Consider the following 23842-nt stretch of genomic DNA (forward strand, 5'->3'; position numbering starts at 1 on the left):
GGGCCGGACGGGGCTCTCCCCGTCCGGCCCGCCCCCGCCCGTCACGCCAGAAGATGAGGAGAGCGCTGATGACACGGCAACGGCCTAGCCTGTACCAGGGTGCGGGGCAGGCCATGCTGCGCGCCGCGGCGCACACGACAGAGCCCACCATGCCGCCCTGGCCGGCATCCACGGCGCCCGTGGAGCAGTGGCGCGCGTGGCTGAACACGGTGTGGTCTGACACCGACTTTCGCCGGACCGTGTCGCAGGCGAGCCCGCACCTCGTCGAGCAGGTGCAGGCCATCATCGACGGCCGCACGCCGAAGGTACGCCGGGTGCGCCGGGCAGCGCTGGCCACCGCCCGCTACGCGATCCGCTACGCCCGCCGCTCCACCCCCTACGGCCTGTTCGCCGGTGTTGCCCCGCTCGGCTTCGACCAGGCAACATCCGTGCGCTTCGGCGAGGAACACCAGGCCGTCACCCGCCCCGACCCGGTCGAGCTCGACGAGATGCTCAGTGCCTGGGAGAGCGACGCCGCGCGCATGGCCGACGCCGAGGTCTGCGTCAACACCCTTATCCGGCAGCGCGACCAGCACATCCACGTGCCGTCCGAGGGCGACGCCGAGTTCCGCCTCGCCCTCAGCCCCGCGCTGCGTCTCGTACTCGACCTGGCCCGATCCCCAATCGCGTATCGCCAGTTGGCCGACAAACTGGCTGCGGAGTTCCCCGCCGTGAGCGACACGGCGCGCGACCGGCTTCTCGGTGAACTGTTGCGGGTGCGGCTGCTGCGCTCCTCGCTGCGCGCGCCCGCCACCATCGCCGAGCCCGCCAGCGTCTTACCGCCTGCGGCGCACACCCAGGCAGCCAGCCTGCGGGCAGCGTACGACCTGCGGCTGGACGCCGACGTGCGGCTGCCCGAGCAGGTGCTGACCGAAGCGGAGACCGCGGCGACCATCCTGGCCCGCCTGGTCACCCATCCGAACGGGACACCGACCTGGCGCCGGTGGATCGAGCAGTTCACCGAGCACTACGGCGAGAACAACAACGTGCCGGTGGAGGCAGCAACAGATCCCAACCGAGGCGTCGGCTTCCCAGCAGGGTTCGTCACGGCGAGCGAACCGCCCCGGCCGATGTCCAGGCGCGACCGCCTGCTGCTGGAGCTGGCCGGCACCGCCGCCGCCGCCGAAGGCAGCCGCACCATCGCGCTGACCGGGGCGATGATCGAGGAACTGGAAGCAGCGGCCGGCGACAAGCCCCAAGACCTGGCGCCCCACCTCGAACTGGCCGCACAGGTCCACGCCTCCTCCGTCCAGGCCCTGGACCGAGGCGACTTCCGGCTGCGCGTTCTGACCGTCTCCCGCTCGGCCGGATCGATGACCGGACGGTTCTGGCACCTCCTGCCCGGCAACGAGGCGACGTACGCGAACCTGCCCACCGTCGATCCGGAGGCGGAACTCGCGCAGCTCTCCTTCCACGCCGGGCGGGTGCCGGCCGACCTGCTCACCCGCGCGCCGCAGGCCCTGCCCCGCGTCGTCAGCGTCGGCGAATTCCGCCACTCCGAACCGCACGTCCTCTTCCCTCGCGACCTCTCGGTCACCGTCACCGACGGCCGTCCCCAGCTGGTGGAGTCCGCGACGGGCAAGCGACTGGAATTGCTGGCCCCCACCGCCATCAACTTCCTGTGGAACAACTACACCCCGCCGATGGCCCGCTTCCTCGGCGAGATCAGCCGGGCCGCGTCCCCGCAGGTGACCTGGTTCGACTGGGGCGCCGCCTGGACCCTGCCCTTCACCCCGGCCCTCACCTACCGGCGCACCATCCTCACCACCGCCCGGTGGAAGATCCGCAGCCGCACGCTGCCCGCCCGCACCGCCCCACTCCAGCAGTGGGCGGACCAACTCCACGCCTGGCGTGCCCGGTTCCGGGTGCCGGAGCGGGTCCTGCTCGCCGAGGACGACCAGCAGCTGCCCCTCGACCTCACCCGCGACGTCGACCTGGACCTCCTGCGCGCGCACCTGGACGCCAACCCCTTCGGCATCGCCACGCTGCACGACGCGCCCCCGCCGGACGCCGACGGGTGGATCGGCGGCCGGTCCCACAGCATCGTCGTCCCCCTGGCCAGGCGCTCATGACCACGACGACCGTGCCCCGTACGCAGGACCTGTCCGAGGGCGCTCTGGGGATGGCCCTGCTCGACGTCGAGTGCCGTGACCTGTCCACCGCCCGCCGCCACCTCACCCAGGCCACCGTCCGGGGCGTCAGCACCGGCAGCAACGCCAGCCTCTTCCACGGCGCACCCGCCCTGGAATTCGTTCTGGCCCGCGCCCACGGGGCCAGCGACGACGTCCGCGCGGCCGTCGACCGCGTCGTGGACGCCCGGCTCGCCGCCGCCCACCGCCGTCATGCGGCCGGCGCTCTGCCCCACCTCGCCGAGTGGGACCTCATCCGCGGCATGACCGGGCTCGCCGCACTGCTGTTGTCCCGCCGCCCGATCGCGACCCGGCTGCCCGACGTGCTCGCCTGTCTCGTCGCGCTCGCACACCCCGCCCGCGGTGAAGGCCGGATCCTGCCCGGGTGGTGGTCGCCGGTCGGCCCCGACGGGAAGGAGATGACCGGCGGACACGGCAACAACGGCATGGCCCACGGCATCGCGGGGCCCCTGGCCGTGCTCTCCCTCGCCCTGCGCGCCGGAGTCAGCGTCCCCGGACAGGAGGAGGCCGTCGGCACATTCGCCACCTGGCTCGACCGGCACGGCACCCACTACTGGTCCACCGAAGCACACCTGGACGCCGACCAGCCGCCCGAGGCGGAACCGGCTCGCCAGTCCTGGTGCTACGGCCAGCCCGGCATCGCCCGCGCCCAACAGCTCGCCGCGCTCGCCCTCGGCGACCCCGCACGGCGCCAAGCGGCTGAGGACACCGTCGAAGCCATCCTGACCGACCCTCTGCGGCTCGCCCGCATCACCGACTCGACCCTCTGCCACGGCTGGGCCGGCCTGCTGACCCTCACCCGCGCGGTCGCCGCCGACAGCACCGCTCCCGCACGCTTCACCCCCATCGTCCAGGACGTGTACCGACGGCTGGCCGCCGACTGGGAGCACCTGCCCAAACCCGGATTCATGGAAGGCCGCGCCGGAGCCCAACTCGCTCTGAACGCCACCGACACCACCGGGTGGACCCGCGTCCTCCTGCTCACCTGACCTCGCCCCCCGCCGCCTCGCAAGGAGTTCCCTCCTCATGACTTTCGACGACGAGAACCTGCCGATCCCCACGGACACGTCCTGGTGGCACGCTTCCGTGGCCTTCCCCGACCAGCAGGCGGACGCCGCCCAGGCCCTGGCGACCGCGCTGGCCGGGCGCCGCTTCCACTTCCTGCGCAAGGACGCCGGCGTGCGCCTACGCACCGAACTGCCCGCCACCGAACTGCTGGACCAGCTCGTCGCCGACCGCGTCGTCACCGGCTGGACGGGCGGGATCTACGAGCCGGAAACGCACGCCTTCGGCGGCCCCGAAGGCATGGAGGTCGCGCACGACTTGTTCTGCGCCGACAGCCCAGCCGCGCTCACCGAGACCGGCAACCCCGGCTCCCGTGAGCGCAGCGTGATGCTGCTGTCGGCCATGATCCGCGAGGCGGGACTGGACCCGTTCGAAGCCGGAGACGTATGGGCCCGGTGGGCCGCCCTGCGGCCCCCCGTTACCCCGCCCAAGGCGCCCGCGCTGGAGAGAGCCGTCTCCGCGATGCGGCGACTGATGAACGCGGACGCGGCCCTGCGTCCAGACGCGGAAGCGGGCTGGGTCGAGCGCGTCGCCGCGTTCGAGGACGCAGGCCGTCGCCTGCGCCAGCTCGCCGCCGACGGCCGACTGATACGCGGGCTGAGGGGCGTCATCGCCCATCACGCGATCTTCGCGTTCAACCGCGCGGGCGTGCCCGCCGAGACGCAGGCCGCCACCGCGTGGCTCGGCCGTCACGTCGCCTTCTCCACCGGAGAAGGAGCTGACGTGTCTACCCGCAAGTCCGCCTCCGCGGACCCTAGCCTCCCTCGAATGGAGACCACTGTGACACCCGTAACCGACCCCAACGAGCTGCGCGAAGCCCTCGCCCAGCGGCTCGTCGACAGCGGCCACCTGCGCAGCCAGGCGGCCATCGACGCCTTCCGCACCACCGACCGGCACGCCTTCCTGCCCGGCGTCGACCTGGACGCCGCGTACAAGGAGGACGCGGTCCCGATCAAGCACGACGAGCACGGGGAGATGATCTCCTGCATCTCCGCGCCGTCCATCGTCGCCACCCAGCTCGAACAGCTCGGCGCCCAGCCCGGGCACAAGGTTCTGGAAGCCGGAGCCGCCACCGGCTACAACGCCGCCCTCCTGGGCAAGATCGTCTCCCCCGGCGGGCAGGTGTGGACCCTCGACGTCGACCAGGACCTCGTCGCCGGCGCGAGCAAGCACCTCGCCGAGGCCGGCGTCGACAACGCCACTGCGGTGATGGCCGACGGCGCGGCCGGGCTGCCCGAGCACGCCCCCTATGACCGGATCATCTTCACCGTCGGCGCCGGTGACGTACCCGTGAAGATCCTCGACCAGCTTGCCCCCAGCGGGCGCCTGGTCCTGCCGATGCGCATCCGCGGGAGCATCTCCCGGAGCTTCGCCTTCGAACGCGACGGGGACACGTGGAAGACCGTCTCCTGCGAGATGGCCACCTTCATCCCGCTGCGCAAGGGCGTCTGCGACGACGTGTACACCCTCGTGCCTATGGCCGGCGCGGGCAACGTGCGCCTGGAGACGTTCAGCGAGCAGGACGTCGACCGCGACGCGCTGCGCTCCGTCCTCGACCAGCATCAGACCAAGGTCTACACCGGGGTGAAGTTCCGGCAGGGATCGGCGTGGGAGTGGTTGTACCTGTACCTGGCCTGCGTGCTGCCCAACGGCCTGTCCCGACTGCCGGGCCAGCGCCCGGGCTTCACCCCGCACTTCGGCTGGGGCTCCATGGCCGCCCTCGACGGCGGGTCGCTCGCGTACCTGACCATCCGCGAGGGCGAGGACGAGAAGGGCCGGTATTGGGAGGTCGGCGTGATCGGCCACGGTGAGGGCGGCGCCGACCTCGCCGAGCGCGTCGTGAGCGAGATCCGCGCCTGGGACGCGAGCGGCGGCAACGGCGCCCCCGAACCGGGCTTCCGGATGGCCGTCGCCGATTCGCGTGACCGGCTGACGGTGGACGACACTCGCTTCGTCGTCGACAAGCCCTACAGCCGACTCGTCGTCGACTGGGCGCGCAAGGGCTGAGCCGATGATCCCCGCGATAGCCAGCCGCATCCCCCTGGTCCGCCGCACCAAGGCGCCCGCGCTCCCGCTTCAGGAGCGCATCAACCACCTCACCGGGCTGACCATCGCGCCCGCAGGTGCGAGCCACCACGACCTGGTGGCCCGCGCCTGCGGGGTCCTCAACTACGCCGCGCTGATCGCCTCCGACGTCGGCCTGCCCGACCTGGCCGCCAGCCTGTGCTGGCGCCAGCACCAGGTCTTCGCCGACGCCGGACGCCTGAGCGGACCGATCGCTGTCATGTCGCTGATGCCGCTGGTCAACCTCTCCCGGCTACTGACCCGCGACGGCCAAGGCAAGGCCGCCTACGACCTGCTGGCCCGCCTCAATGACGCCGCGCGGAAACGGGAGAAGACCGAGATCGACGGGCGCACCGTCGACCTGTCGGCCCTGACCGCTACGGATGAGGAGCACCGCAGGGTGTGCCAGGAGCTGTGGGTCACGCTGCTCGTGGACGGCGCCCGGGCTCTCGCCGGCATCGGCCGGTGGACCGACGCGGCCGAGGCCATGGCTCAGCACCGCGGCATCGGCAACCGGCTCCTCGACGGCCGCCAGATCAAGATCATGGCCCTGATGGAACAGGGGCTGGACCAGCAGGCCCGCGACCTGATCGACACCACCCAGCCCACGGAGCCCTGGGAGAGAGCCATCGCCCTCCTCCTGCACGCCCACTGCCGACCCGCAAACACACCTGTCGTCGAAGCCGACCTCGACCACACCCTGCGCGAAGCCACCCTGCTCCTTGCCCACCCCGAACCGTCGACCGCCGCCTTCCAGACCCGGACGGGCCTATCAGCCCTCGAACTGGAGCCCGCCGGGCGGCACACCACCCCCATGCTCGACGCCCTCGTCGACGTCGCCCGACTCGACGCCTACGCCGCACGCGACGTACTGCACCATCCCGTTGCCGCATCCGCCTTGAGTACCGGCCCGACAGACGCTCTCAGCGCGGTGATCACAGCGGCGGGACTCGGAGCCGGCTCCCTGCCCGCGCATCACCATGAGGCTCTGACCGGCGCGGTCGCCCACGCCGAGACAGAGCTGGAATGGCTGCTCGAGGCCGAGCGCGATCTCAGCCAAGCGGGGAGCCAGCCAGGATGACCTGCCGCATCACCTCACAGCACGGCGGCGTCGGCGTTTCGGCCACTTCGGGCCCGGAGCCGCTCCCCACCAGACCAGGGATCCCGGACCCGCAGGGTCTCCTCGCACCGGAAATAGCGGGCTCCCAAGCACGACCGAATGACGTGTGTTCGAAATCGCTGCCGGGTCGTTGATCCTCACGACTCCGCCGCAGCGACCGTCCCAGGGGGAACGATGACCTCGGCCATTACGCAGGATCAGCCGCCACGACCACCGAAGGGCACCTCGCAGGAAGACGAACCGCAGGGGGCCAGTGTTCGAGAGGAGGAATACCTCTACCGCGACGAGTCGCGGCTCCAGGCGGGGTCGCTGCTGACCTCCCGCACGATGGCGCGGCGCCTGCCCTCGCTCGTACGGCGCTCGGTGCAGATGGCCTGGCGGGTCGACCGCGGCGCGACCATCGGACTGCTGGTGTGCCAGATCGGGACGGGTGTCCTCGCGGCTCTTGGCCTCCTGGCCGTCACGGGCACGATCACCGCGCTGATCTCCTCGGGCGACATCACCGAGCGGCTGTGGGACGCTGCCCCGCAGCTGGCCGTCATCGCCGCGGCCACCGGCCTGCGTTCGCTGCTGGGCATCACGGTTGTCTGGCTGACTGGCCGTCTGCGCCCGGTGCTCGGCCGGGCGGCGGAGCTGACGATGATCGAGGGGGCGCTCGGCGCGGAACTGGCCGCCAACAACAAGCCCGGCTACAACGACGCCTACGACATCGCGGACCGCGGCGCCCAGGTCACCCCTGACCTGGTAGAGGAAGCTCAGGACGTGCTCGCGGCGACCGCGACGCTCACGGCCGGCGCGGCCGTCCTGACCGTCCTGCACCCGCTGCTCCTTCCCCTCCTCTTCCTCGCCTGCTTGCCGCAGGCCGCCGCCTACGTCCGTTCCGCACGCGTGATCTACCTCGCCAGCCTGGAGACCTCCGGGAGGCGCCGGATGCTGGGCAAGCTGCGCTGGCACATGGCCTACCAGGAGTCGAGCGAGGAGATGCGCGCCTGCCTGGCCGGCCCCTTCCTGATCGGCCGGTACCGGAAGCTGGCCGCCTCGGTCAACGCGGCTGAACGCAAGGCCGCGAACACGGGTGCCTGGATGGGGCTTGCCGGAGCTGTCGCCGGCGGGATCGCCTCGACCGCGGTGTGGGCGGCACTGCTGTGGCTCCTGGCCTCCGGCCAGATGAGCCTGGCGGCCGGGGGCGGCGCCGTCTTCGCCCTTCAGACGGCCACCGGCTCGGTGCGCGGCATCATCAACGGCGGGGCCCGCCTGGTGCGCACCGGCTGGTACGTGCAGGACTGGCAGAACTTCCTCGACAACGCCCACGGTCAGGCCATGATCGACTCCCGCGGGACCGCGGCCCTGCCCGCGGTCCCGGAGCGCTTCGAGGTCCGTGACGTCACCTACCGCTACGACGGCGCCCCGAAGGACAGCCTGAGCGGCGTCTCCCTCCACGTGCGGCGCGGCGAGATCGTGGCGCTGGTCGGGGAGAACGGCTCCGGCAAAACGACCCTCTCCCGCCTGCTGTGCGGGCTGCTCCTGCCCACCGAAGGCGACGTGGCCTGGGACCACGTCTCCACGGCGGACCTGGATCCATGGGGGTCATGGGAGCACGTCGCCTTGGTCCCGCAGAAGTTCACCTACCTGCCGCTGACGATGCGCGACAACATCACCTTCGGGCAGGGCGACACCAGCGACGCGGCCCTGCTCGCCGCGTGCGAGGCGTCCGGCGCCGCGGAGATGCTGCCCAACCTCCGCTCCGGCCTGAACACCCTCCTGACCAGCGAGTGGTTCGGCGGGCAGCAGCTCTCCGGCGGGCAGTGGCAGCGACTGGTCCTCACCCGCGCCTTCCACCGGCAGGCGGCGCTCCTGGTGATGGATGAACCCACGGCCGCGCTCGACGCACGGGCGGAGCACCGGATCTTCTCCGGCCTGCGCGAACTGGCCAAGGACCGCGCCGTCCTGCTGATCACGCATCGACTCACCAATGTGGCCGTCGCCGACCGGATCGTGGTCCTGGACGAGGGGCGGATCGTGCAGGAGGGCACCTACGCCCAGCTCACCCGGGAGCCGGGTCTCTTCCAGTCCTTGTGGGAGTTGCAGCGCCGGATGAGCGGCGACACTGCCTGATCACCACTCCCGGTCCGCGCCGGACATGCGCCCGCCCACCATTCTGAAAGGCAGAGCCTCGTGACCTCTCCCGTTTCCCCTTCGGATCACGTTGCACCGCAGGCTGCCTCGCGAGCAGCACAGTACTCCGCGTCCCGGCACGCGGTGTGGCTCGGCGCCGCCGCGATCGTCACCGACCAGGTCGGCCGCGTCCTGCTGGTCCACCCCACCTACCACCAGGACGACCGGTGGCTGCTGCCCGGAGGCGTCGTCGAACCCGGCGAGCATCCGTTGGACACCTGCCGACGCGAGATCACCGAGGAACTGGGCCTGGCGGACCTGCCTCTGTCGAGCGTGCTCGCCATCCACTCCCTCTCGCCGCACCACCCCGACATCAGGCCCGGCATGCCCTGCCCCGGAGAGATCCGGTACGTCTTCGACGGAGGAACTCTCACCGCCGACCAGCTCGCGGCGATCCGCCTGCCGTGCGACGAGCTGTCCGAGTTCGCCTTTCTCGAGACCCGGGACGCGGTGCAGCGGCTGCGCCCCGTGGACGGGCAGATCATGCTCGCCGCCTACCGCGCCCGGCTCGGGAACACCGCCACCGCCCACCTCGCCGACGGCCGGCACATCCTCGACGTCCCGGCGCTGGACCGGCACAACGTCCACGTCCGCTACCGCCCCCTGTGGGACAGCCCCCTCAACCGCGGCCCCGTCCCCGAGCCGCTCCCCGTGCAGCAAGCCTGGGCGTGGTGCTTCGTTCCCGACGGCCGGGTCGTCCTCGTTGCCGACCCCGGTCCCCGGGGTGCGCTGCCGATGCTGCCCGGCGGCACCGTGGAGAAGACCGACGCGACGCCCGAGGGCACCCTCCACCGGGAAGCCGCCGAGGAAGCGCAGCTCACTCTGACCGATCCGGTGCGACTGGGCTGGGTGCTGGATGAGACCGGCGAGGTCTACGGCGGGGTGGGGCCCAACGCCCGGCTCCGCCTGGCCGCCCGTGTCACCGGCATCGGGCCGGCGGCCGTCGACCCCGCCACCGGCCGCCCTTTCGCCCGCCTGCTCGCCACCCCCGCCCAGGCAGCCGCCCTGCTGGGATGGGGCCCGCCCGGAGCGCGGCAAGCCGGACTCGCTGCGGAGACAGCTCGGGAGCGCTGGGGCCTGCCTGTCGCTCCTCGCGCCGTGATCGAGGAAGTCCCCGCGGAGGGGATGCGGCTGAGCTGACACGAACGACCACCCCGCCTGGACTCGTCCCGCACCGCTCCCTCTGAGGTACACCTATGCCGTTGTCGCACGACCACATCCGCACCACCGTCGAGACCTACCTCGCCCGCCACCCTCACGAGCGAGTACAGCTCGGCGGCCTCCTGGACGCCCTCGACCGGCCCACCGACATCGCCGGCCGCTCCACCTTCACCGGACACGTCACCTGCGGCGCGATCGTCGTCGACCCGCTCAGCCGCGTCCTGCACGTGCTGCACGTCGCGAGCGGGAAGGTCCTCGCTCCAGGCGGACACGCCGAGCCCGAAGACGAGTCCCTGGCAGGGGCGGCTCTGCGGGAGCTGCACGAGGAGACCGGGATCCCACCCCAGGCCGTGGCACCGTGGTCCGGCTACGAGACCGTGCCGTTCGACATCGACATCCACGACGTCGACGCCCACCCGGGCAAAGGCGAACCCGGCCACCAGCATTTCGACCTCCGCTTCCTCTTCCGTCTGCAGACCGCGACAGAGGTGCCGGTGGTGCTGCAGGAGGAAGAAGTCGCTGGCATCGAGTGGCGGCCCGTGGACAGGGTGACCTCCCCCTCCCTGCGCGAGAAGCTGCTCAAGCTCGCGCCCGAAGCCGAGCCGGAGACCGCCAACGCCTCCGCACTGATCTACAACGACCGCGGCGAGTACCTGCTTCACCTGCGCGACTACTTCCCCGGCGAGATCTGGGAGCCGGGCATGTGGTCCCTGCTGGGCGGCGGCCGAGAGCCCCAGGACGCCACCCTGGAACACACCGTGCGACGCGAACTAGCTGAGGAAGCCGGCCTCGACCTCGGCGACCTGACCCCGTTCGGCACCGAGTACGCCTCCGACAACGCCGACGCGACCGTGCCCATCGCCACCTACGCCGGCCGCTGGAACGGGGATCCCCGCGACCTCCGCCTGACGGAAGGGGTGATGCTGGCCTGGTTCGCCCCAGACGACCTCCACCGCCTGCGTATCGCGGACACCACCAGCGACCTCGTGCGGCGCCACGCTGCCAGTCTCCCGGCCAGCACCGCGCCGCAGAGCGGGCTCGCGCTGCAGGAGGAGCACCGAGCTTCGCCGCATGGCACGGTCCTCAACGTCATCGGCGTCCACCTCTACCTGGAGCGCCCCGACGGGACGGTGCTGCTCGGGCTGCGCCACCCCGACTCCACGTTCGCGCCGTCCACCTGGCACGTCCTGGCCGGCCACTGCGAGCAGGAGAACGCCATCACCTGCCTGATCAGGGAGGCGCGGGAGGAAGCCGGCCTGTACATCGAGCGCCAGGATGTCGAACTTGTCCACGTCGTCCACCACATCGACAAGGCCGGGGACCGGCCTCGCATGGGCCTGTTCTTCCGCGCCCGCGCCTGGAGCGGCGAGCCGGAACTGCTCGAGCCGGACAAGTGCACCCAGTGGAGATTCTGGGATCCCGCCGCCCTCCCCGACGACCTCGTCCCCTACACCCGGGTGGCCATCGGAAAGATTCAGAACGGGGAGCTGTACAGCGAGACGGGCTGGCCCGCATGACCGGCACACCGAGCGGCGCACACCGTCGCGTGTCCACTGCAACTGCGGCCGGCCGTGAGAACACCCGCCTCGTGGTGATCCGCGGCAACTCGGCGTCAGGCAAGTCAAGCGTGGCCCAGGGCCTGCGAGATCACTACGGCCGCGGTATCGCGATCGTGGGCCAGGACGTGATCCGCCGGAACGTGCTCAGGGAACACGACACCGCGCGCGGCGCCAACATCGCCCTGCTGGGCAGGATCGCACGCGAAGCACTGAACGCCGGCTTTCACGTAGTGCTCGAAGGGATCCTGTACGCCGACCGCTACAGCCACATGATCACGTCTCTGGTACGGGACCACCGCGGCGTCTCCAGCTGCTACTACCTGGACGTGCCGCTGGAAACGACGTTGGTCCGCCATGCGTCGAAGGCGGATGCCGCGTACCTGGCGCAAGTCACCGACAACCACCTCACCTCCTGGTACCGCGAGCTGGATCTGCTTCCCGGCCATCTGGAGACCGTGATCCCGGCCGACAGCACGCTGCAGGACACCGTCGCGCGAATCCTGCGCGAAACCGACCTGGCCTCTGCCTCCACCATCCCGCCACCGCAGTGCAAGCCGTCGCAGGGAGAAGCGATGAACCCTCTGGTGTTGATGTCCGATCCGCGGGTCGCCGCGATCCCGGTGCGCGAGTGCGGGGAACCGCTCGTCGACGTGCGTGACCACGACTTCCGCGTCGATCCCCGCAAGCAAGATCCGCTGGGCGCGTTCGCCCACGTCCGCGAGGGCGTCCTGGCCCGGCTGGAGCACGCCCGCTCGCTCCTGCCCGTCGGCACCGACCTGCTGTTCATCGAGGGCTACCGGCCGCTGGCCCTCCAGCAGCGCTATTTCACCGAGTACCGGCACGAGCTGTCCGCCGCTCAACCCGGCTGGACGGCTGAGCAGCTGCACCAGGCCGCCAGCCGGTACGTGTCTCCGCCGGAGATCGCGCCCCACTCTGCTGGTGCGGCCGTGGATGTAACCCTCGTCGACCAGGACGGCCACGAACTCGATCTCGGCACGCGCGTCAATGCCTCCCCCGAGGAGAGCGACGGTGCCTGCTTCACTCACGCCCCGAACCTCAGTGATCGTGCACGCCACCACCGCACGCTGCTGCTCAACGCCATGGAGAGCGCAGGTTTCACGAACTATGGGACCGAGTTCTGGCACTTCTCGGTAGCGGACCGGTACGACGCGCTGATGCGGCAGGAGCCGCACGCGCGCTACGGACCGATCGAACTGCCCTAGCGCGCCAGCTGCCTCGTCCACTTCCTTGCCCCCACGCCGATCCGGAAACACAGGAGCGCGGCCACCGCCTCCTGGCCCGGTCGCGATCCCAAGACCGCAACGGACGGAACACATCGAACGGAGGCACGTGTGCCTGACGACACCCAGCAGGCGAGCCCAGTCGTCCCGAGTCCGGCGGCCGGAGACGAACCACAAGAGCACCACATGCACCTGCTCGGGCGGTGCTACCGCCAAGTGGAAGCAGGCCGCAAGACACTTGAAGTGCGGGTGGCCACCCCGAACAGGCGCGCCGTCGGCGTCGGCGACACGGTCGTCTTCCACGACCGGGACACCGGGCTGGAACTCGACGTCGTCGTGCAGCGGATCACCCCGTACCCCTCCTTTGAGGACCTGCTCAGCTCGGAGGAGACCGCCCGCATCGACCCGGACGGGCCGCCCGGAGAGCTGCTCGCCAACCTCCGCAGCATCTACCCGCCGGCCAAGGAAGCCCTCGGCGTTCTCGCCCTCGCTTTCGACCACCGCCCTGCCCGGCCCGGCCGCCCCATGCCGATGACGGCCGAGGAGTACGCGCAGACCGTCCCCCATCACACGGTGTACGGCTGCCTCTACATCCGCGACGAACGCGACCGGCCGGTCCAGCTCCGCTCGGTCTACGGCTCGAGACTCTGGCAGTTCCCGGGCGGCAACCTGGACGCCCCGGGCGAGGACCCGCTGCAGACCGCCCAGCGCGAGGCGGTCGAGGAGACCGGCCTCGAACTCGGTCTGGAAACACCGAAGCTGCTCCTGACGCACTTCCTGCACGCCGGGCCCCGCCTGCCGCTGAACAAGGTGGGGCTCATCTTCGACGGAGGCCAGCTGACCGCCGACCAACTCGGCCGGATCCGCCTCGATCCCGCCGAGCACGACATGTGGGCCGTCCACGACCTCGCAACCTGGCATGAGCTGATGGCGCCGCGCGCCTTCGCCCGCCTCGACGCCATCGAACGAGCCCGGCGCGGCGAGGGCCCCGCCTACCTGATCACGCACACCTGACCTTCAACACCCCCACCCAGGAGGCAACCATGCCCGTCGAGGACATCAACACCCGGGCCTGGCAGCTCTACGGCCAGCGTCAACTGGCCCGCGCCTACACCCCGCCCGTCCCCGAACGGCTCGGCTGGACGCCCTGGGAAGGGATCGGACCGGGAGCAGAAGTCCTCGGCGACGTCACCGGCCGTCGCGTCCTGGACATCGGCTCCGGGGCCGGCCACCACGCCGTCCACCTCGCCCAGGCTCACGGAGCGCGCGTCACCGGCATCGAGCTGTCCCCGACCCAGCACGAACGCGCCATCTGTGCCCACGCGGACGTGGACGGAGTGGAGTTCGTCCAAGCAGACGTGACCGAGTACCTGGCCGGCGCCGAGCCGTTCGACGCCGCGTACGCGATCGGGACCCTAGGGTTCATCGATCCGCACCGCTCCCTGCCGGCACTTCGCGACGGACTGCGTCCCGGCGCCCCTCTGATTCTCTCGCTCCTGCACACCGATCTGCACGGCCGTAGTCCGTCCACGGAAGTGGCGCCGCGCGAGCAGATGATCCTTCTGCGCGACGATCCGCCCCTGCCGACGCAAATGTGGGTCTTAGCGCCGCAGCTGTGGGAGGACCTACTCACCGAGTACGGCTTCCGTGTCGAGGCCATCGATCTGCTGCCCCACCCAGACGACTCTGCCGCGGTCATCCAACAGCTCATCCGCGCCCGCCGCCTGCCCGACCGATCAGCAGCCACCTCCGGCACGTGAGCCCTATGCCGGGCGGGTCCTGCGGCCATGAACCATATACGGCGCTGTCACGCCGTCCGGTAGCAACTCCCCAACAAACAATGACCACTTGGAGCCCTCCATGCCGCATCTCTCCATGAGCCGGGCCATATCCTCGGACGGCGCCGTCGGCACCGAACGCCTGCATCATCTGGAACAGGCTGCCTCGCGCTACGGGGTACCCGTCGAGGACGTGCTGCTGATCGCCGTCAACCTGTACGGGATCACCTCGGAGCAGGACCGTCACCGGGCCCGGGTCAACCTTCGCCTCGTGCGCCGTCCCGACGTCCCCTGGCAGATCATCGTCCCGCTGAACCGGCCGGCCAGCCCGTTCCGTCTGCGGGGCGACGAGCTGTCGCTGAACGGCGAGCTGATCGCGCATGTCGAGCGCATCGACGCCGACGAGGCGGTCGGAGGGTACTTCCGCAACGACGGACGTGCCGCGACCCTCAACCCCAACGCCCGCAGCCGGTGCGTCGGGTGTGGTTGGTGCCCCAACACCCTGGAAGCCGCCGCCGATCCGAGGCTGCAGGAGGAGCAGGGACTCGACGACCTGCTGCGCGCCCTCTGCGAGCAGCACCCCCGCCGCACCCTGGCCGAACTGAGCGAGGTCACCGTCTCCACCGGGTGCTTCGAGCGGGAGGAGGCCGCTGTCGCGCACCTGACCGCCTTGCGGCCCGCTCTGGAGCGGGCCGGCGTCACGGCCCGGATCGGCTTTCTCACCTCCGTGCTGCGCAGCGACGAGGCGTTCGCGACCATCGCGTCGCAGGTATCGCCGTTCGTGCTCAGGCTGACGGCCGAGCACTTCACCCGGCGAGCGGCCTTGATGAAGTCCACCAAGGCCGACCTGCGGCCGGAGCAGATGCCGGACCTGCTGGCGCGGGCGCGAGCGGCGGGGCTGGACACTTCGTACACGTACATCGTCGGGCTGGACCCGATGAAGGACCTCGTGCGCGGGGTGAACGCGCTGGCGGACGTGGTCACCGCGTTCCCGAACTTCCAGGTCTTCCAGGCACACACGGTGATGATGCAGGGCATGCGGACGCCGGACGCGGAGCGCCTGGAGTACTACCTGCAGGCGCGTACGGCCATCGAGCGGGCCATGGTGCCGACCGGGCTGCGGCCGGTGGGCTGGGAGTGCTACCGGCCGCTGTGGTACTTCACCTACGTGGGGGAGGACCTCGTCGATGGACCTCGCTGACACGGTCATCGAACGGGTGCGGGTCGAGCGCCTCGACGAGAACGTGGCGGGCCCGTGGGAAGCGGGCGATAGCCGGTTCGCGGTAGTGGTCGAGGCCCGCGGGGTGGCCGGGGCGTTCGCCCCGGTCGACGAGCTACCCGCCGCGCTCGTCGCCACCCGGCTCGGGCAGAGCGCTCTGCGGCACCCGGTGGTCGACCACAAGGGTCTGCTACGCAGGCTCCTGGACGAACTCGGTCCGCATGCGGCGGGGCTGGGGCGCTGGGCGGTCGGGGCGCTGGACTGTGCGGTGTGGGATCTGCACGGCCGTCTCGCCGACCTCCCGGTCGCGGCCCTGCTCAGCGACCGGCCCGCGCGGCTGGTGCCGGTGTACGCCTCCTGGCTCTCCCTGGACCTGTCCTCCGCTTCGGCCGCCGAGTCGGTCAAGGCCACCGTCGGCGAGGGGTTCGCCTTTACCAAGTGGGCGTTGCGCGACGCGGAAGCCAGCGAAGTGGCGCTGCTGGCCGAACGGGCGGCGGCGTGGGCGGGGCAGAGCGTGGCGGTGGACGCCCTGGGCACATGGGGCCACCTGCGGACCACGGAGGTGGCGCCGCTCCTCACCCCGGAGGCGGTGCGCTGGGTGGAGGACCCGCTCGCGTGGACCGACCGGGCCGCGTACGCGCAGCTGCGCGAGCAGGCCGAAGGTCTGCGGGTCGCGTTCGGGGAGCGACTGGCCCATGTGGAAGACACCCGGGCCCTGCTGGAGCACTGCCGACCGGAGGCGTTCACGTTCGACGCGGTGTGGTGCGGCGGCATCGCCGAAGCGCGGGACTGGCTGGGCGTAGCCCACGACGTGACGGTCCCCGTCCACCTGCACGGCCGGGCGTTCTTGCCCGCCGTGCACCTGGCCGCCGCGTTCCCTCAGATGGCGGGCGCGGTGGAGTACCAGGTGGTGTGGGAGCCGCGCCGCCAACGGGTGCTGCGCGGCACGCTCCAGCCGGACGGTGGGTACGTCCCGCTCCCCGATCGCCCCGGTCTCGGGATAGAGGTGCGCCTGTAATGCCCATGCACACCGGCGAGCTGGCGGTCCACGGCCACCTGGAGCAGCGCGAGGAGAAGGTGCTGCTCGTGGTGCACGAGCGGCTGAGCGGATTAGACACCTTCCTGTCCGCGACCCTGCGTCTCGACCGGCCGATAATGCTGCCACAACTCCCGGTCCGGATCCTCACGTTCGACGACGTCACCGTCCTTTCGCCTCTCGGCCCGGCTATGCCGCAGGCACAGGCCAGCGAGGAGTGGAGCGGCACGCTGCTGTTACCGCACGGCGCGCGCCCGCCGACGATCCCCGACGACCTCGCCCAGGCGGCTGCCGCGGCCGGTGTCGACACCAGCGGCTGGTCGCCGGCCGAGGCCCGGCAACTGCTGACCTTCCTCGGCGAAGCCGGCCCCGGTCCCGTGCGCACCGAGCGGATCGGCATGATCATCGCGACCCTGGCGGGTCGTTCGTGAGCGCGGTAGCACCGATGCGGCTGGTGAGCCTCGATGTCGGATACACCCTGGGAGAGCCGTCCGGGACGACGCTGACGCAGCGCCTGGTGGAGCTGTCCCCGTTACCGGTCCGGCAGGCGAAGCAGGTCGCCCAGCAGATCCTGCACGCCCTGGACCCGCGCAGCGATGCGACGGGGCCGCAGACAGTCTGCGCCGCTCTGGGGATCGCACTGTCCGCCTTCCCCCACGACCACCGTCCGCCCGGCTTCGCCCTGTGGCCCGGAGCGGTGGAGGCGGTGGCACGGATCGCCCAGGTCGTGCCGGTGGTCACTCTGTCGAACGTGAGCCACTGGGACGAACGGGAGACCAACGTCGCCGCCCTCCTCGCCCCCCACCTCCGGGCCCATCACCCCTCGTGGCAGCTCGGCTTCGCCAAACCTGACCCGGGCGCCGTGCAGACTGTCGCTCGACTGCACGGCCGCGACCCAGCGGAGGTGCTGCACGCCGGCGACAGCTTCGACTACGACGTGCGCGGCGCCCTCGCCGCCGGAGCCCAGGCTCTGTGGATCACCTCGCGCCCGCCGTCGGCCGAAGAACTCCGGCTGCTGGCCGAGCACCCCGGCCGGGTCACGGTCCTACCGGACCTCGCCCGCGCGGTCCGGCACATCGAGCAGACCCTCCTCCCGTAAACCTCTTCCACCAGGAGCGCTACCCCGTGAACCAGTTCGACACCACCGCCCCGTTCTACGCCGCCTACCGGCCCGGCATCCCGAAGGAAGCCGTCGAGCTGCTCGCACAGCGAGTGGCCGGCAAGGAGCACCGGGTCCTGCTCGACCTGGGGTCCGGCACCGGGCAGGTCCCGCTGGCCTTGGCCGGGAAGATGACGGAGATCGACGTCGTCGAGCAGGACGCGGGCATGCTCGGCGAGGCCGACAAGGCGCTCGCCGGGCTGCCAGTCGCCGTCCGCCTGCACAACGTGCCGGCCGAGGAGTTCACCCCGTCCGCCTCCTACCAGGCCGATCTCGTCACGGTCTGCCGCGCCTTCCACTGGATGGACCAGGGCGTGGTGCTGTCTCGCCTGGAGGGCATGACCGCACCGGAGGCGACCGTCGCGGTCATGGGCGACGGCAGCCTGTGGACCGCGCGCACCGAGTGGACCGACGCCCTGCGGGCCCTGATCCAGGAGTACCTGGGAGAGGAGCGGCGGGCCGGAGTGGGCAAGAAGTACGCGGCGCACAACCGGCCGTACCGCGAGATCCTCGCCGAGTCCGCGTTCGGCCAGGTCGAGGAGCACACCATCGCCGTCGAGCGGGAGTGGAGCGCCGAGACGGTGATTGGCTACCTGTACTCGACCTCCTTCGCCGCCCGGCCGCTGTTCGGCGAGCGGGTCGACGACTTCGAGCGCCGCGCCCGCGCCCTGCTCGACGAGCACGCCGCCGACGGGGGCCTGATCGAGCACGCCTCCTTCCAGGTCGTCCTCGGCCGGCGCGCCTGACCCGCCCCTCCCTCTTCGCCGGGGCAGCCCCCCTTCCCGCCCCGGCCCTGTCCCGTCCTTCCAGAAGGAGATCCACCATGCCCCGATCCGAGACGTGGAGCGACGACGAGCGGTGCCAGTTCGTCGACGACGGCGTGCTCATACGCCGTGGCCTGATCCGCGGCACCGTGCTGTCCAAGGCTCGCGACCTCGTCAGCGGCTGGCTGACCAAGGCGTACGACCCCGCGCGGCTCACCGCCTACACCGAACGCAGCTTCGCCCCCGAGCTGGAAGAACACCCCGATGTCCTCGCCCTCTACCAGCGAAGCGGCCTGGCGGAGCTGGCCGGAGACTTGCTGCGGCCCGCGACGCCCGCCCCGGTCACCCGGGCGCAGATCCAGATCCGGCTGCCGGACGGCGTGCAGCAGCCGGTGAAGGCGATGCACGTTGACGGTGTCTCCTGCCCCCACCTGGAACCGCGTGACTTGCGCACGTTCACCTTCATCGTCGGCGTCGTCCTGGACGGCAGCGCCACCGCGGACGCCGGCGCTCTGCACTACGTGCCCGGCGGGCACCACCGGATGGCCGACTACTTCGCCACGGACTGGGTCCTGGGGCAGCCGGCCCAGACCCCCGACGACATCGACGCACAGGACGGCACCGCCCTCACCGCCGAGCCCGGTGACGTGGTCGTGATGCACCACCTCGTCCCGCACCGGGTCGGCAGTAACACCAACAGCACGCCCAGGGTGATGGCGTACTTCCGCGTCAGCCACGCCCAGCACCCCGACCTCGCCCTCCGCGCTCTGTCGGACCCGTGGCTGGAGTACCCGGCGCTCGCCGCGCTCGCCCGCCCTGGAACCGTGTGAGAGGGGAGAGCGCCGTGGACGTCTTAACCCCCGCCCAGCTCCCCGACGCGGCCCGGTTCCTGGCCGCCGGGCAGATGGTCGCCGTGCCCACGCCCCGCTGGTACATGCTGTGTGCCCGCGCCGCCGACCCCGCCGCCACGAACGCGGTCTTCCGGGCCAAGCAGCGCCCCGGCACCAAGCCGCTGCTGTTCCTGCTCGACTCCTCGGCCACGGCAGAGACCCTGTTCGACCTGAGCGACGACGCCCGCCTGCTGGTCGGCGGCCTGTGGCCGGGGGATCTCGCGCTGCGTCTTCCGTGGGTGCCGGACGTGGAGCCCGTCGCGGCGGTCGGCTCCCCGGCGCTCGTCGGATGCCCCGGCGGGGTCCTGGGCCAGCTGGTTGCCCTGGCCGGAGAGCCGCTGGCCGCCGCCGTGTGCAGCATCTCCACCCCCGCCGCCGGGGACGAGGACCACCCGGCGCTCACCGCCGGCCAGGTCGTCGGCTTCGACCGGACCACGGGGGCCGGTATCGCCGCGGTCGTCGACGGCGGGATCTGCCCGCACGGCCGGCACATGACCATCGTCGACTGCCCCGCGGGCGCCGCAGCCCGCCTGCACCGGGAGGGCACCGTCCACGCCCGCGCCGTCGAAGCCGCTCTCGCCCCGGCAGGAGGACCGCATGTGGGCTGACCTCGCCCGCCGGACGAACCGCCTGGTACCCGACGCGTCGGTGGCCGCCGTCGCCGACGCGCTCGACTACCTCTGTCTCGCCCAGCTCTACCTGCGCGACAACCCGCTCCTAGCCCGGCCCCTGACCCCGGCCGACGTCAAGACGCGACCGGCCGGCCACTGGGGAGTGTGCCCGCCCGTCAACCGGATGCTCGCCACCCTGGGCCCGCTCCAGGCGGCCGTCCCCAACGGCTACGAGCTGCACGTCCTGCACGGCGCCGGCCACGCCGGGCCCTCCGCCCTCGCCCACGCCTACCTCACCGGCCGACTCGGCCACGCCCACCCCGACCTGCGCCAGAACGCGGCCGGACTGCGCGAACTCGTCGCGGGCTTCCCCCGGGCCGACATCGGCGGAGAGATCACCCCGATGATCCCCGGCCACCTGCACACCGGAGGCCAGCTCGGCCCCGCCCTCGCGATCGGGCAGGGCACCGTCCTCGACGCACCCCACCGGCTGTCCGTGGTCCTGATCGGCGACGGAGAGTGCGAGACCGGGACGACCGCCGCCTCCTGGCTCGCCACCCGCGCCCTGCACGGTACGGGCGACCACGGCACCGTCCTTCCCGTCGTCCTGCTCAACGGGATGCGCATGGGCGGGCCGAGCGTGCTGTCCACCCTGAGCCGCGCCGAACTCACCTCCTACTTCACCGGCCTTGGCCACCAGCCCGTCTACAGCGACGGCCGCGACATCGGCCAACTCCGCCAGGCCGTGGCCGAAGCGCTCGGCGCCGCCCAGCCCCTGGGCATTCCGGGACCGTCAAGCGTCCTGGTGCTCACCCTGGACAAGGGTCACGGCGCACCCGCCCACCTCGCCGGCACCCCAGCGGTCCACAAGACGCCGCTGCGCGATCCGGCCGGTGTGCCCGCCGAGTTCGACGCGCTCGCCGACTGGCTGGCCTCCTACCAGCCGACGCAGCTCCTCACCTCCAGCGGCCGGCCCCGGCCGCACCTGCTGCCCGCGCTCCCTTTGCCCCGACCCGAGCCCGACGGTCTCCCGGCGCCGCGCGGCTGTGTCGCCGCCTCCGCCCAGGTCGCCGGCCACGCCGGCGGCCGCCCGTTCGCGCAGGTGATCCCCGAGGTCCTGCGGGCCCGCGCAGAGCAGGGCCCGTTCCGCGTGTTCAGCCCCGACGAGCTGGCCTCCAACCGCCTCGACCTCGCCGACTCGCACGGGCGTCTGGTGCCGTGGGCGGTGGAAGTGCTCAACGAGGAGCTGTGCCACGCCTGGGCCCAGGGCTACACGGAGACCGGCCGACACGCGCTCGTCGCCACCTACGAGGCGTTCGCGCCGATCACCCTCAGCCTCATCCAGCAGCAGATCAAGCACCGTGCCGTGCGCCGGCACGCCGGGCTCGCCCCGCTGCCCAGCCTGGTCTACCTCCTGACCAGCCTGGGCTGGCACAACACCCTCACCCACCAAAACCCCAGCGTCACTTCGGCACTTCTGGCCGGCGGCGATCCCACGCTCCACGTCCTCACCCCCGCCGACCCCGCGCGCACCGCCGCCGCGCTCACCTTCGCCCTGCGCAAGCTCGACCGGTGCACGCTCGTCGTCGCCGGCAAGCACACGAACGTCCACCACCCGCTGGAGACCCTCGACGAGGAGCTGCGGCACGGCATCGCGATCTGGCCCCACCTGACCCACCCCGGCCCCGGCGAGCCCGACCTGATCCTCGCCTCCGCCGGCGACCTGCCCGCCGAGGCCCTGACCACCCTGGCCCGACGGCTCCGCGCCGAACGCCCCGACCTGCGCCTGCGGTACGTCCACATCCACGACCTCACGGCCCTCGCCGAGGACGGCGCCCGCCCCCTCGCCCTCGCCCCAGACGCGTTCGCCCGCCACTTCGGCACCCGAGCGCCGCTCGTTCTCGCCACCAGCGGGCACCCGGCCGACATCCACGCCCTCCTCGGCCGCCGCCACCCCGGGCTCCGGCTTGCCGTCCTCGGCTACCGCGACCCCGGCCGCCCCGTCCCCCAGGCCCACCTTCGCCAGCTCTGCGGCCTCGACGACGCCGACCTGTGGCAGCTCGCCACCACCCTCACCGACGCCCCGAAGGAGATATCGGTCCCATGAGCACCCCGTTCCCGCTCGTCGCCCCTGATGCCGGCACCCTCGACGCCTTCGAACGCGACGGGTACGCGGTCATCCGCGACGCGATCACCCCGGAACTGCGCGACCAGCTCCTGACCGCCGCCGAGAAGCTGCTGGTCAGCGACATCACCCAGGGCCGCGACCGAGGAGGCGACGGCAAGGACGGCTTCCGCGGATGCCTCAACCTCGACCGCGCCTTCCTCCCGCTCCTCGCCAACGCGACCGTCCTGCCCACCGTCGTCCAACTCCTGAGCCCGAACATCCACCTGCTGTCCGCCCACCTCATCGCCCTGCCCAGCGGCCCGCCCCACACCATCCGTATCCCCGGGCGCCACGGCTGGCACCGCGACATGTACGGCGTCACCGCCGACCTCGGCTTCCCCCACACCCCCCGCATGGCCATCAAGGCTGCCCACTACCTCACCCCCGTCACCCCCGACTGCGGGCTGACCATGTTCCTCCCCGGCAGCCACCGCCTCACCGAAGAACCAGTCGTCCCCGCCGGCGCCATCGACCCACCCGGCGCCATCACCCCCAACATCACCGGAACCGACGCAGTCCTCTTCGAGAACCGCACCTGGCACACCGGAGGCATCAACCTCTCCGGCCGCCTCCGCATCGCCCTGATGCTCCAGTACGGATACCGCTGGCTCCACCCCGTCGACGACCCTGCCACCAACCTCCAGAAAGACTCCGCTCTCACCCCCATCGAGCAGCAGCTCCTCGGCCTGCCCGACCGCCACCCGGACGGATCCCTCGCCAAGGGCAGCGGAGCCGCCCCCATCCGCTCGTGGTGGGAGACCGGCCCGTGGACCCCCGTGTCGGCCAAGAAGCGCTAGCCGAGATGATCGCCGTCGCCGAAGAAGCCGGAGAATCCGCCCTCGGCGGGCTCACGCTCCACCGGATCGCCGCCGACGGCACCACAGCCCCGTGGCCACCGAACACCGGCCTCGACGCCACACATCCTCTCGGCGTCCGCCTCACCCACCGACTCCTTCACGGCCCCGCCGTTCGAACCCCCGCTAGAACCACGGGTACGCCACAATGACCCCACCGGTACGAGCACCACGAGGGAGCACAACATCGTGAGCGAGCCGACCGCCGTCCTGCTCATCGGGATCACCGGCTCCGGCAAAACCCACCTCGCCCAGGCCCTCGCGGACCACGGCCTCGTCCGACTCAGCGTGGACGAGGAGATCCACCGTCTCCACGGGCGGTACGGCGTCGATTACCCCGAACACGGGTACTTCGAGCGCGAGGCCCCCGCGGTCGAAACCGTACGCGCGCAGCTCACGGAGCACCTGCTCGTCGGCCACTCCGTCGTCCTCGACCACGGCCTGTGGCGTCGCTCCGATCGCGACGAGTGGAAGAAGACAGTCCGCGCCGCGGGCGGACGCCCGCTGATCGTCTACCTGCCTGCGTCCAAGGAGGAACTTCTGCGGCGCCTCGCCGCACGCAACCAGCGCCAGGATGCCAACGCGCTCGCCGTCACCCCCGAAGCCCTGGACGACTTCTTCGCCCGCTTCGAGCCCCCGGCCGACGACGAGGACGCCACGGAGTACCACGGCGACGTCGACGCGGTCTACTCGATGACGCAGTGAGACCCGCACGCGACGCCGGCCGACTGGGAGACAGGAAGCCCCCTGCTCGGCTTGGCGCGGGGGAACTGGTCCGATTCTCGGTGCC

Annotated in this window: 21 protein-coding genes; 20 read left to right on the top strand and 1 reads right to left on the bottom strand. The window is 71.6% G+C overall.

From position 1 onward, the window contains the following. The first annotated feature begins 68 nt into the window (after positions 1-68). The 19 genes from AQJ27_RS43760 to AQJ27_RS43850 all read left to right on the top strand — a co-directional run bounded on the left by AQJ27_RS43760 (position 69) and on the right by AQJ27_RS43850 (position 22995). Complete coding sequence (locus AQJ27_RS43760; protein WP_235613862.1) at positions 69-2111, top strand: lantibiotic dehydratase family protein; 2043 nt, start codon at positions 69-71, stop codon at positions 2109-2111. Continuing rightward, positions 2108-3178 carry a lanthionine synthetase C family protein gene (locus tag AQJ27_RS43765; protein ID WP_067382254.1) on the top strand — a complete coding sequence of 357 codons (1071 nt, stop codon included), beginning with the start codon at positions 2108-2110 and terminating at the stop codon, positions 3176-3178. The genes AQJ27_RS43760 and AQJ27_RS43765 overlap by 4 nt, the downstream gene beginning before the upstream one ends. Before the next feature lie 37 nt (positions 3179-3215). Beyond that, entirely contained in the window at positions 3216-5261 is a 2046-nt protein-coding gene (gene fxlM / locus AQJ27_RS43770; RefSeq protein ID WP_067382260.1) for a methyltransferase, FxLD system, read from the top strand. Between the two features lie 4 nt (positions 5262-5265). Beyond that, a complete protein-coding gene (locus AQJ27_RS43775) occupies positions 5266-6399 on the top strand; it encodes a hypothetical protein (protein WP_067382262.1) in 1134 nt (377 codons plus the stop codon). Positions 6400-6612: 213 nt separating this feature from the next. Further along, the gene (locus AQJ27_RS43780) at positions 6613-8553 is read left to right on the top strand and encodes an ATP-binding cassette domain-containing protein (protein WP_067382265.1); all 1941 of its coding nucleotides are present in this window, start codon (positions 6613-6615) and stop codon (positions 8551-8553) included. Between the two features lie 144 nt (positions 8554-8697). Then, entirely contained in the window at positions 8698-9753 is a 1056-nt protein-coding gene (locus tag AQJ27_RS43785; protein WP_244313885.1) for an NUDIX hydrolase, read from the top strand. 56 nt (positions 9754-9809) lie between these two features. Beyond that, on the top strand, positions 9810-11291 hold the full coding sequence (locus AQJ27_RS43790) for an NUDIX domain-containing protein (RefSeq protein WP_067382273.1): 1482 nt from the start codon (positions 9810-9812) through the stop codon (positions 11289-11291). A gap of 29 nt (positions 11292-11320) precedes the next feature. After that, a complete protein-coding gene (locus AQJ27_RS55945; RefSeq protein ID WP_235613863.1) occupies positions 11321-12556 on the top strand; it encodes a M15 family metallopeptidase in 1236 nt (411 codons plus the stop codon). 129 nt (positions 12557-12685) lie between these two features. After that, a complete protein-coding gene (locus AQJ27_RS43800; protein WP_235613864.1) occupies positions 12686-13588 on the top strand; it encodes an NUDIX domain-containing protein in 903 nt (300 codons plus the stop codon). A 29-nt stretch (positions 13589-13617) separates the two neighbouring features. Continuing rightward, on the top strand, positions 13618-14334 hold the full coding sequence (locus AQJ27_RS43805) for a class I SAM-dependent methyltransferase (protein ID WP_067382279.1): 717 nt from the start codon (positions 13618-13620) through the stop codon (positions 14332-14334). 100 nt (positions 14335-14434) lie between these two features. Continuing rightward, positions 14435-15553, top strand: coding sequence for a hypothetical protein (locus tag AQJ27_RS43810; protein WP_079065722.1), 1119 nt, complete (start codon positions 14435-14437; stop codon positions 15551-15553). After that, the gene (locus AQJ27_RS43815) at positions 15540-16589 is read left to right on the top strand and encodes an enolase C-terminal domain-like protein (protein WP_067382282.1); all 1050 of its coding nucleotides are present in this window, start codon (positions 15540-15542) and stop codon (positions 16587-16589) included. The genes AQJ27_RS43810 and AQJ27_RS43815 overlap by 14 nt, the downstream gene beginning before the upstream one ends. Further along, positions 16589-17038, top strand: coding sequence for a hypothetical protein (locus AQJ27_RS43820; protein ID WP_067382285.1), 450 nt, complete (start codon positions 16589-16591; stop codon positions 17036-17038). The genes AQJ27_RS43815 and AQJ27_RS43820 overlap by 1 nt, the downstream gene beginning before the upstream one ends. Continuing rightward, positions 17035-17706, top strand: coding sequence for an HAD family hydrolase (locus AQJ27_RS53470; protein WP_235613865.1), 672 nt, complete (start codon positions 17035-17037; stop codon positions 17704-17706). Before AQJ27_RS43820 ends, AQJ27_RS53470 begins: the two co-directional genes overlap by 4 nt. Before the next feature lie 26 nt (positions 17707-17732). Continuing rightward, a complete protein-coding gene (locus AQJ27_RS43830) occupies positions 17733-18512 on the top strand; it encodes a class I SAM-dependent methyltransferase (RefSeq protein ID WP_067382287.1) in 780 nt (259 codons plus the stop codon). A gap of 77 nt (positions 18513-18589) precedes the next feature. Beyond that, positions 18590-19360, top strand: a complete 771-nt coding sequence (locus AQJ27_RS43835; protein ID WP_067382290.1) for a phytanoyl-CoA dioxygenase family protein — start codon at positions 18590-18592, stop codon at positions 19358-19360. Positions 19361-19374: 14 nt separating this feature from the next. Beyond that, positions 19375-20028 (top strand): L-threonylcarbamoyladenylate synthase, encoded by a 654-nt coding sequence (locus AQJ27_RS43840; protein ID WP_067382292.1) that lies wholly within the window; start codon positions 19375-19377, stop codon positions 20026-20028. Continuing rightward, positions 20018-22138: a phosphoketolase family protein gene (locus AQJ27_RS43845; protein WP_067382295.1), complete on the top strand. Its 2121-nt coding sequence runs from the start codon at positions 20018-20020 to the stop codon at positions 22136-22138. The genes AQJ27_RS43840 and AQJ27_RS43845 overlap by 11 nt, the downstream gene beginning before the upstream one ends. Further along, complete coding sequence (locus AQJ27_RS43850; protein ID WP_067382298.1) at positions 22135-22995, top strand: phytanoyl-CoA dioxygenase family protein; 861 nt, start codon at positions 22135-22137, stop codon at positions 22993-22995. The genes AQJ27_RS43845 and AQJ27_RS43850 overlap by 4 nt, the downstream gene beginning before the upstream one ends. Here the strand turns inward: AQJ27_RS43850 and AQJ27_RS56855 are convergent. Continuing rightward, positions 22992-23144 carry a hypothetical protein gene (locus tag AQJ27_RS56855; protein ID WP_159064551.1) on the bottom strand — a complete coding sequence of 51 codons (153 nt, stop codon included), beginning with the start codon at positions 23142-23144 and terminating at the stop codon, positions 22992-22994. The genes AQJ27_RS43850 and AQJ27_RS56855 overlap by 4 nt on opposite strands. A gap of 97 nt (positions 23145-23241) precedes the next feature. Here AQJ27_RS56855 and AQJ27_RS43855 point away from each other — a divergent pair, with 97 nt between their 5' ends. After that, positions 23242-23757, top strand: coding sequence for a P-loop nucleotide/nucleoside kinase family protein (locus AQJ27_RS43855; protein ID WP_067382301.1), 516 nt, complete (start codon positions 23242-23244; stop codon positions 23755-23757). Positions 23758-23842 lie beyond the last annotated feature (85 nt).

It is taken from the genome of Streptomyces olivochromogenes, from assembly GCF_001514115.1.
Classification (GTDB): Bacteria; Actinomycetota; Actinomycetes; order Streptomycetales; family Streptomycetaceae; genus Streptomyces; species Streptomyces olivochromogenes.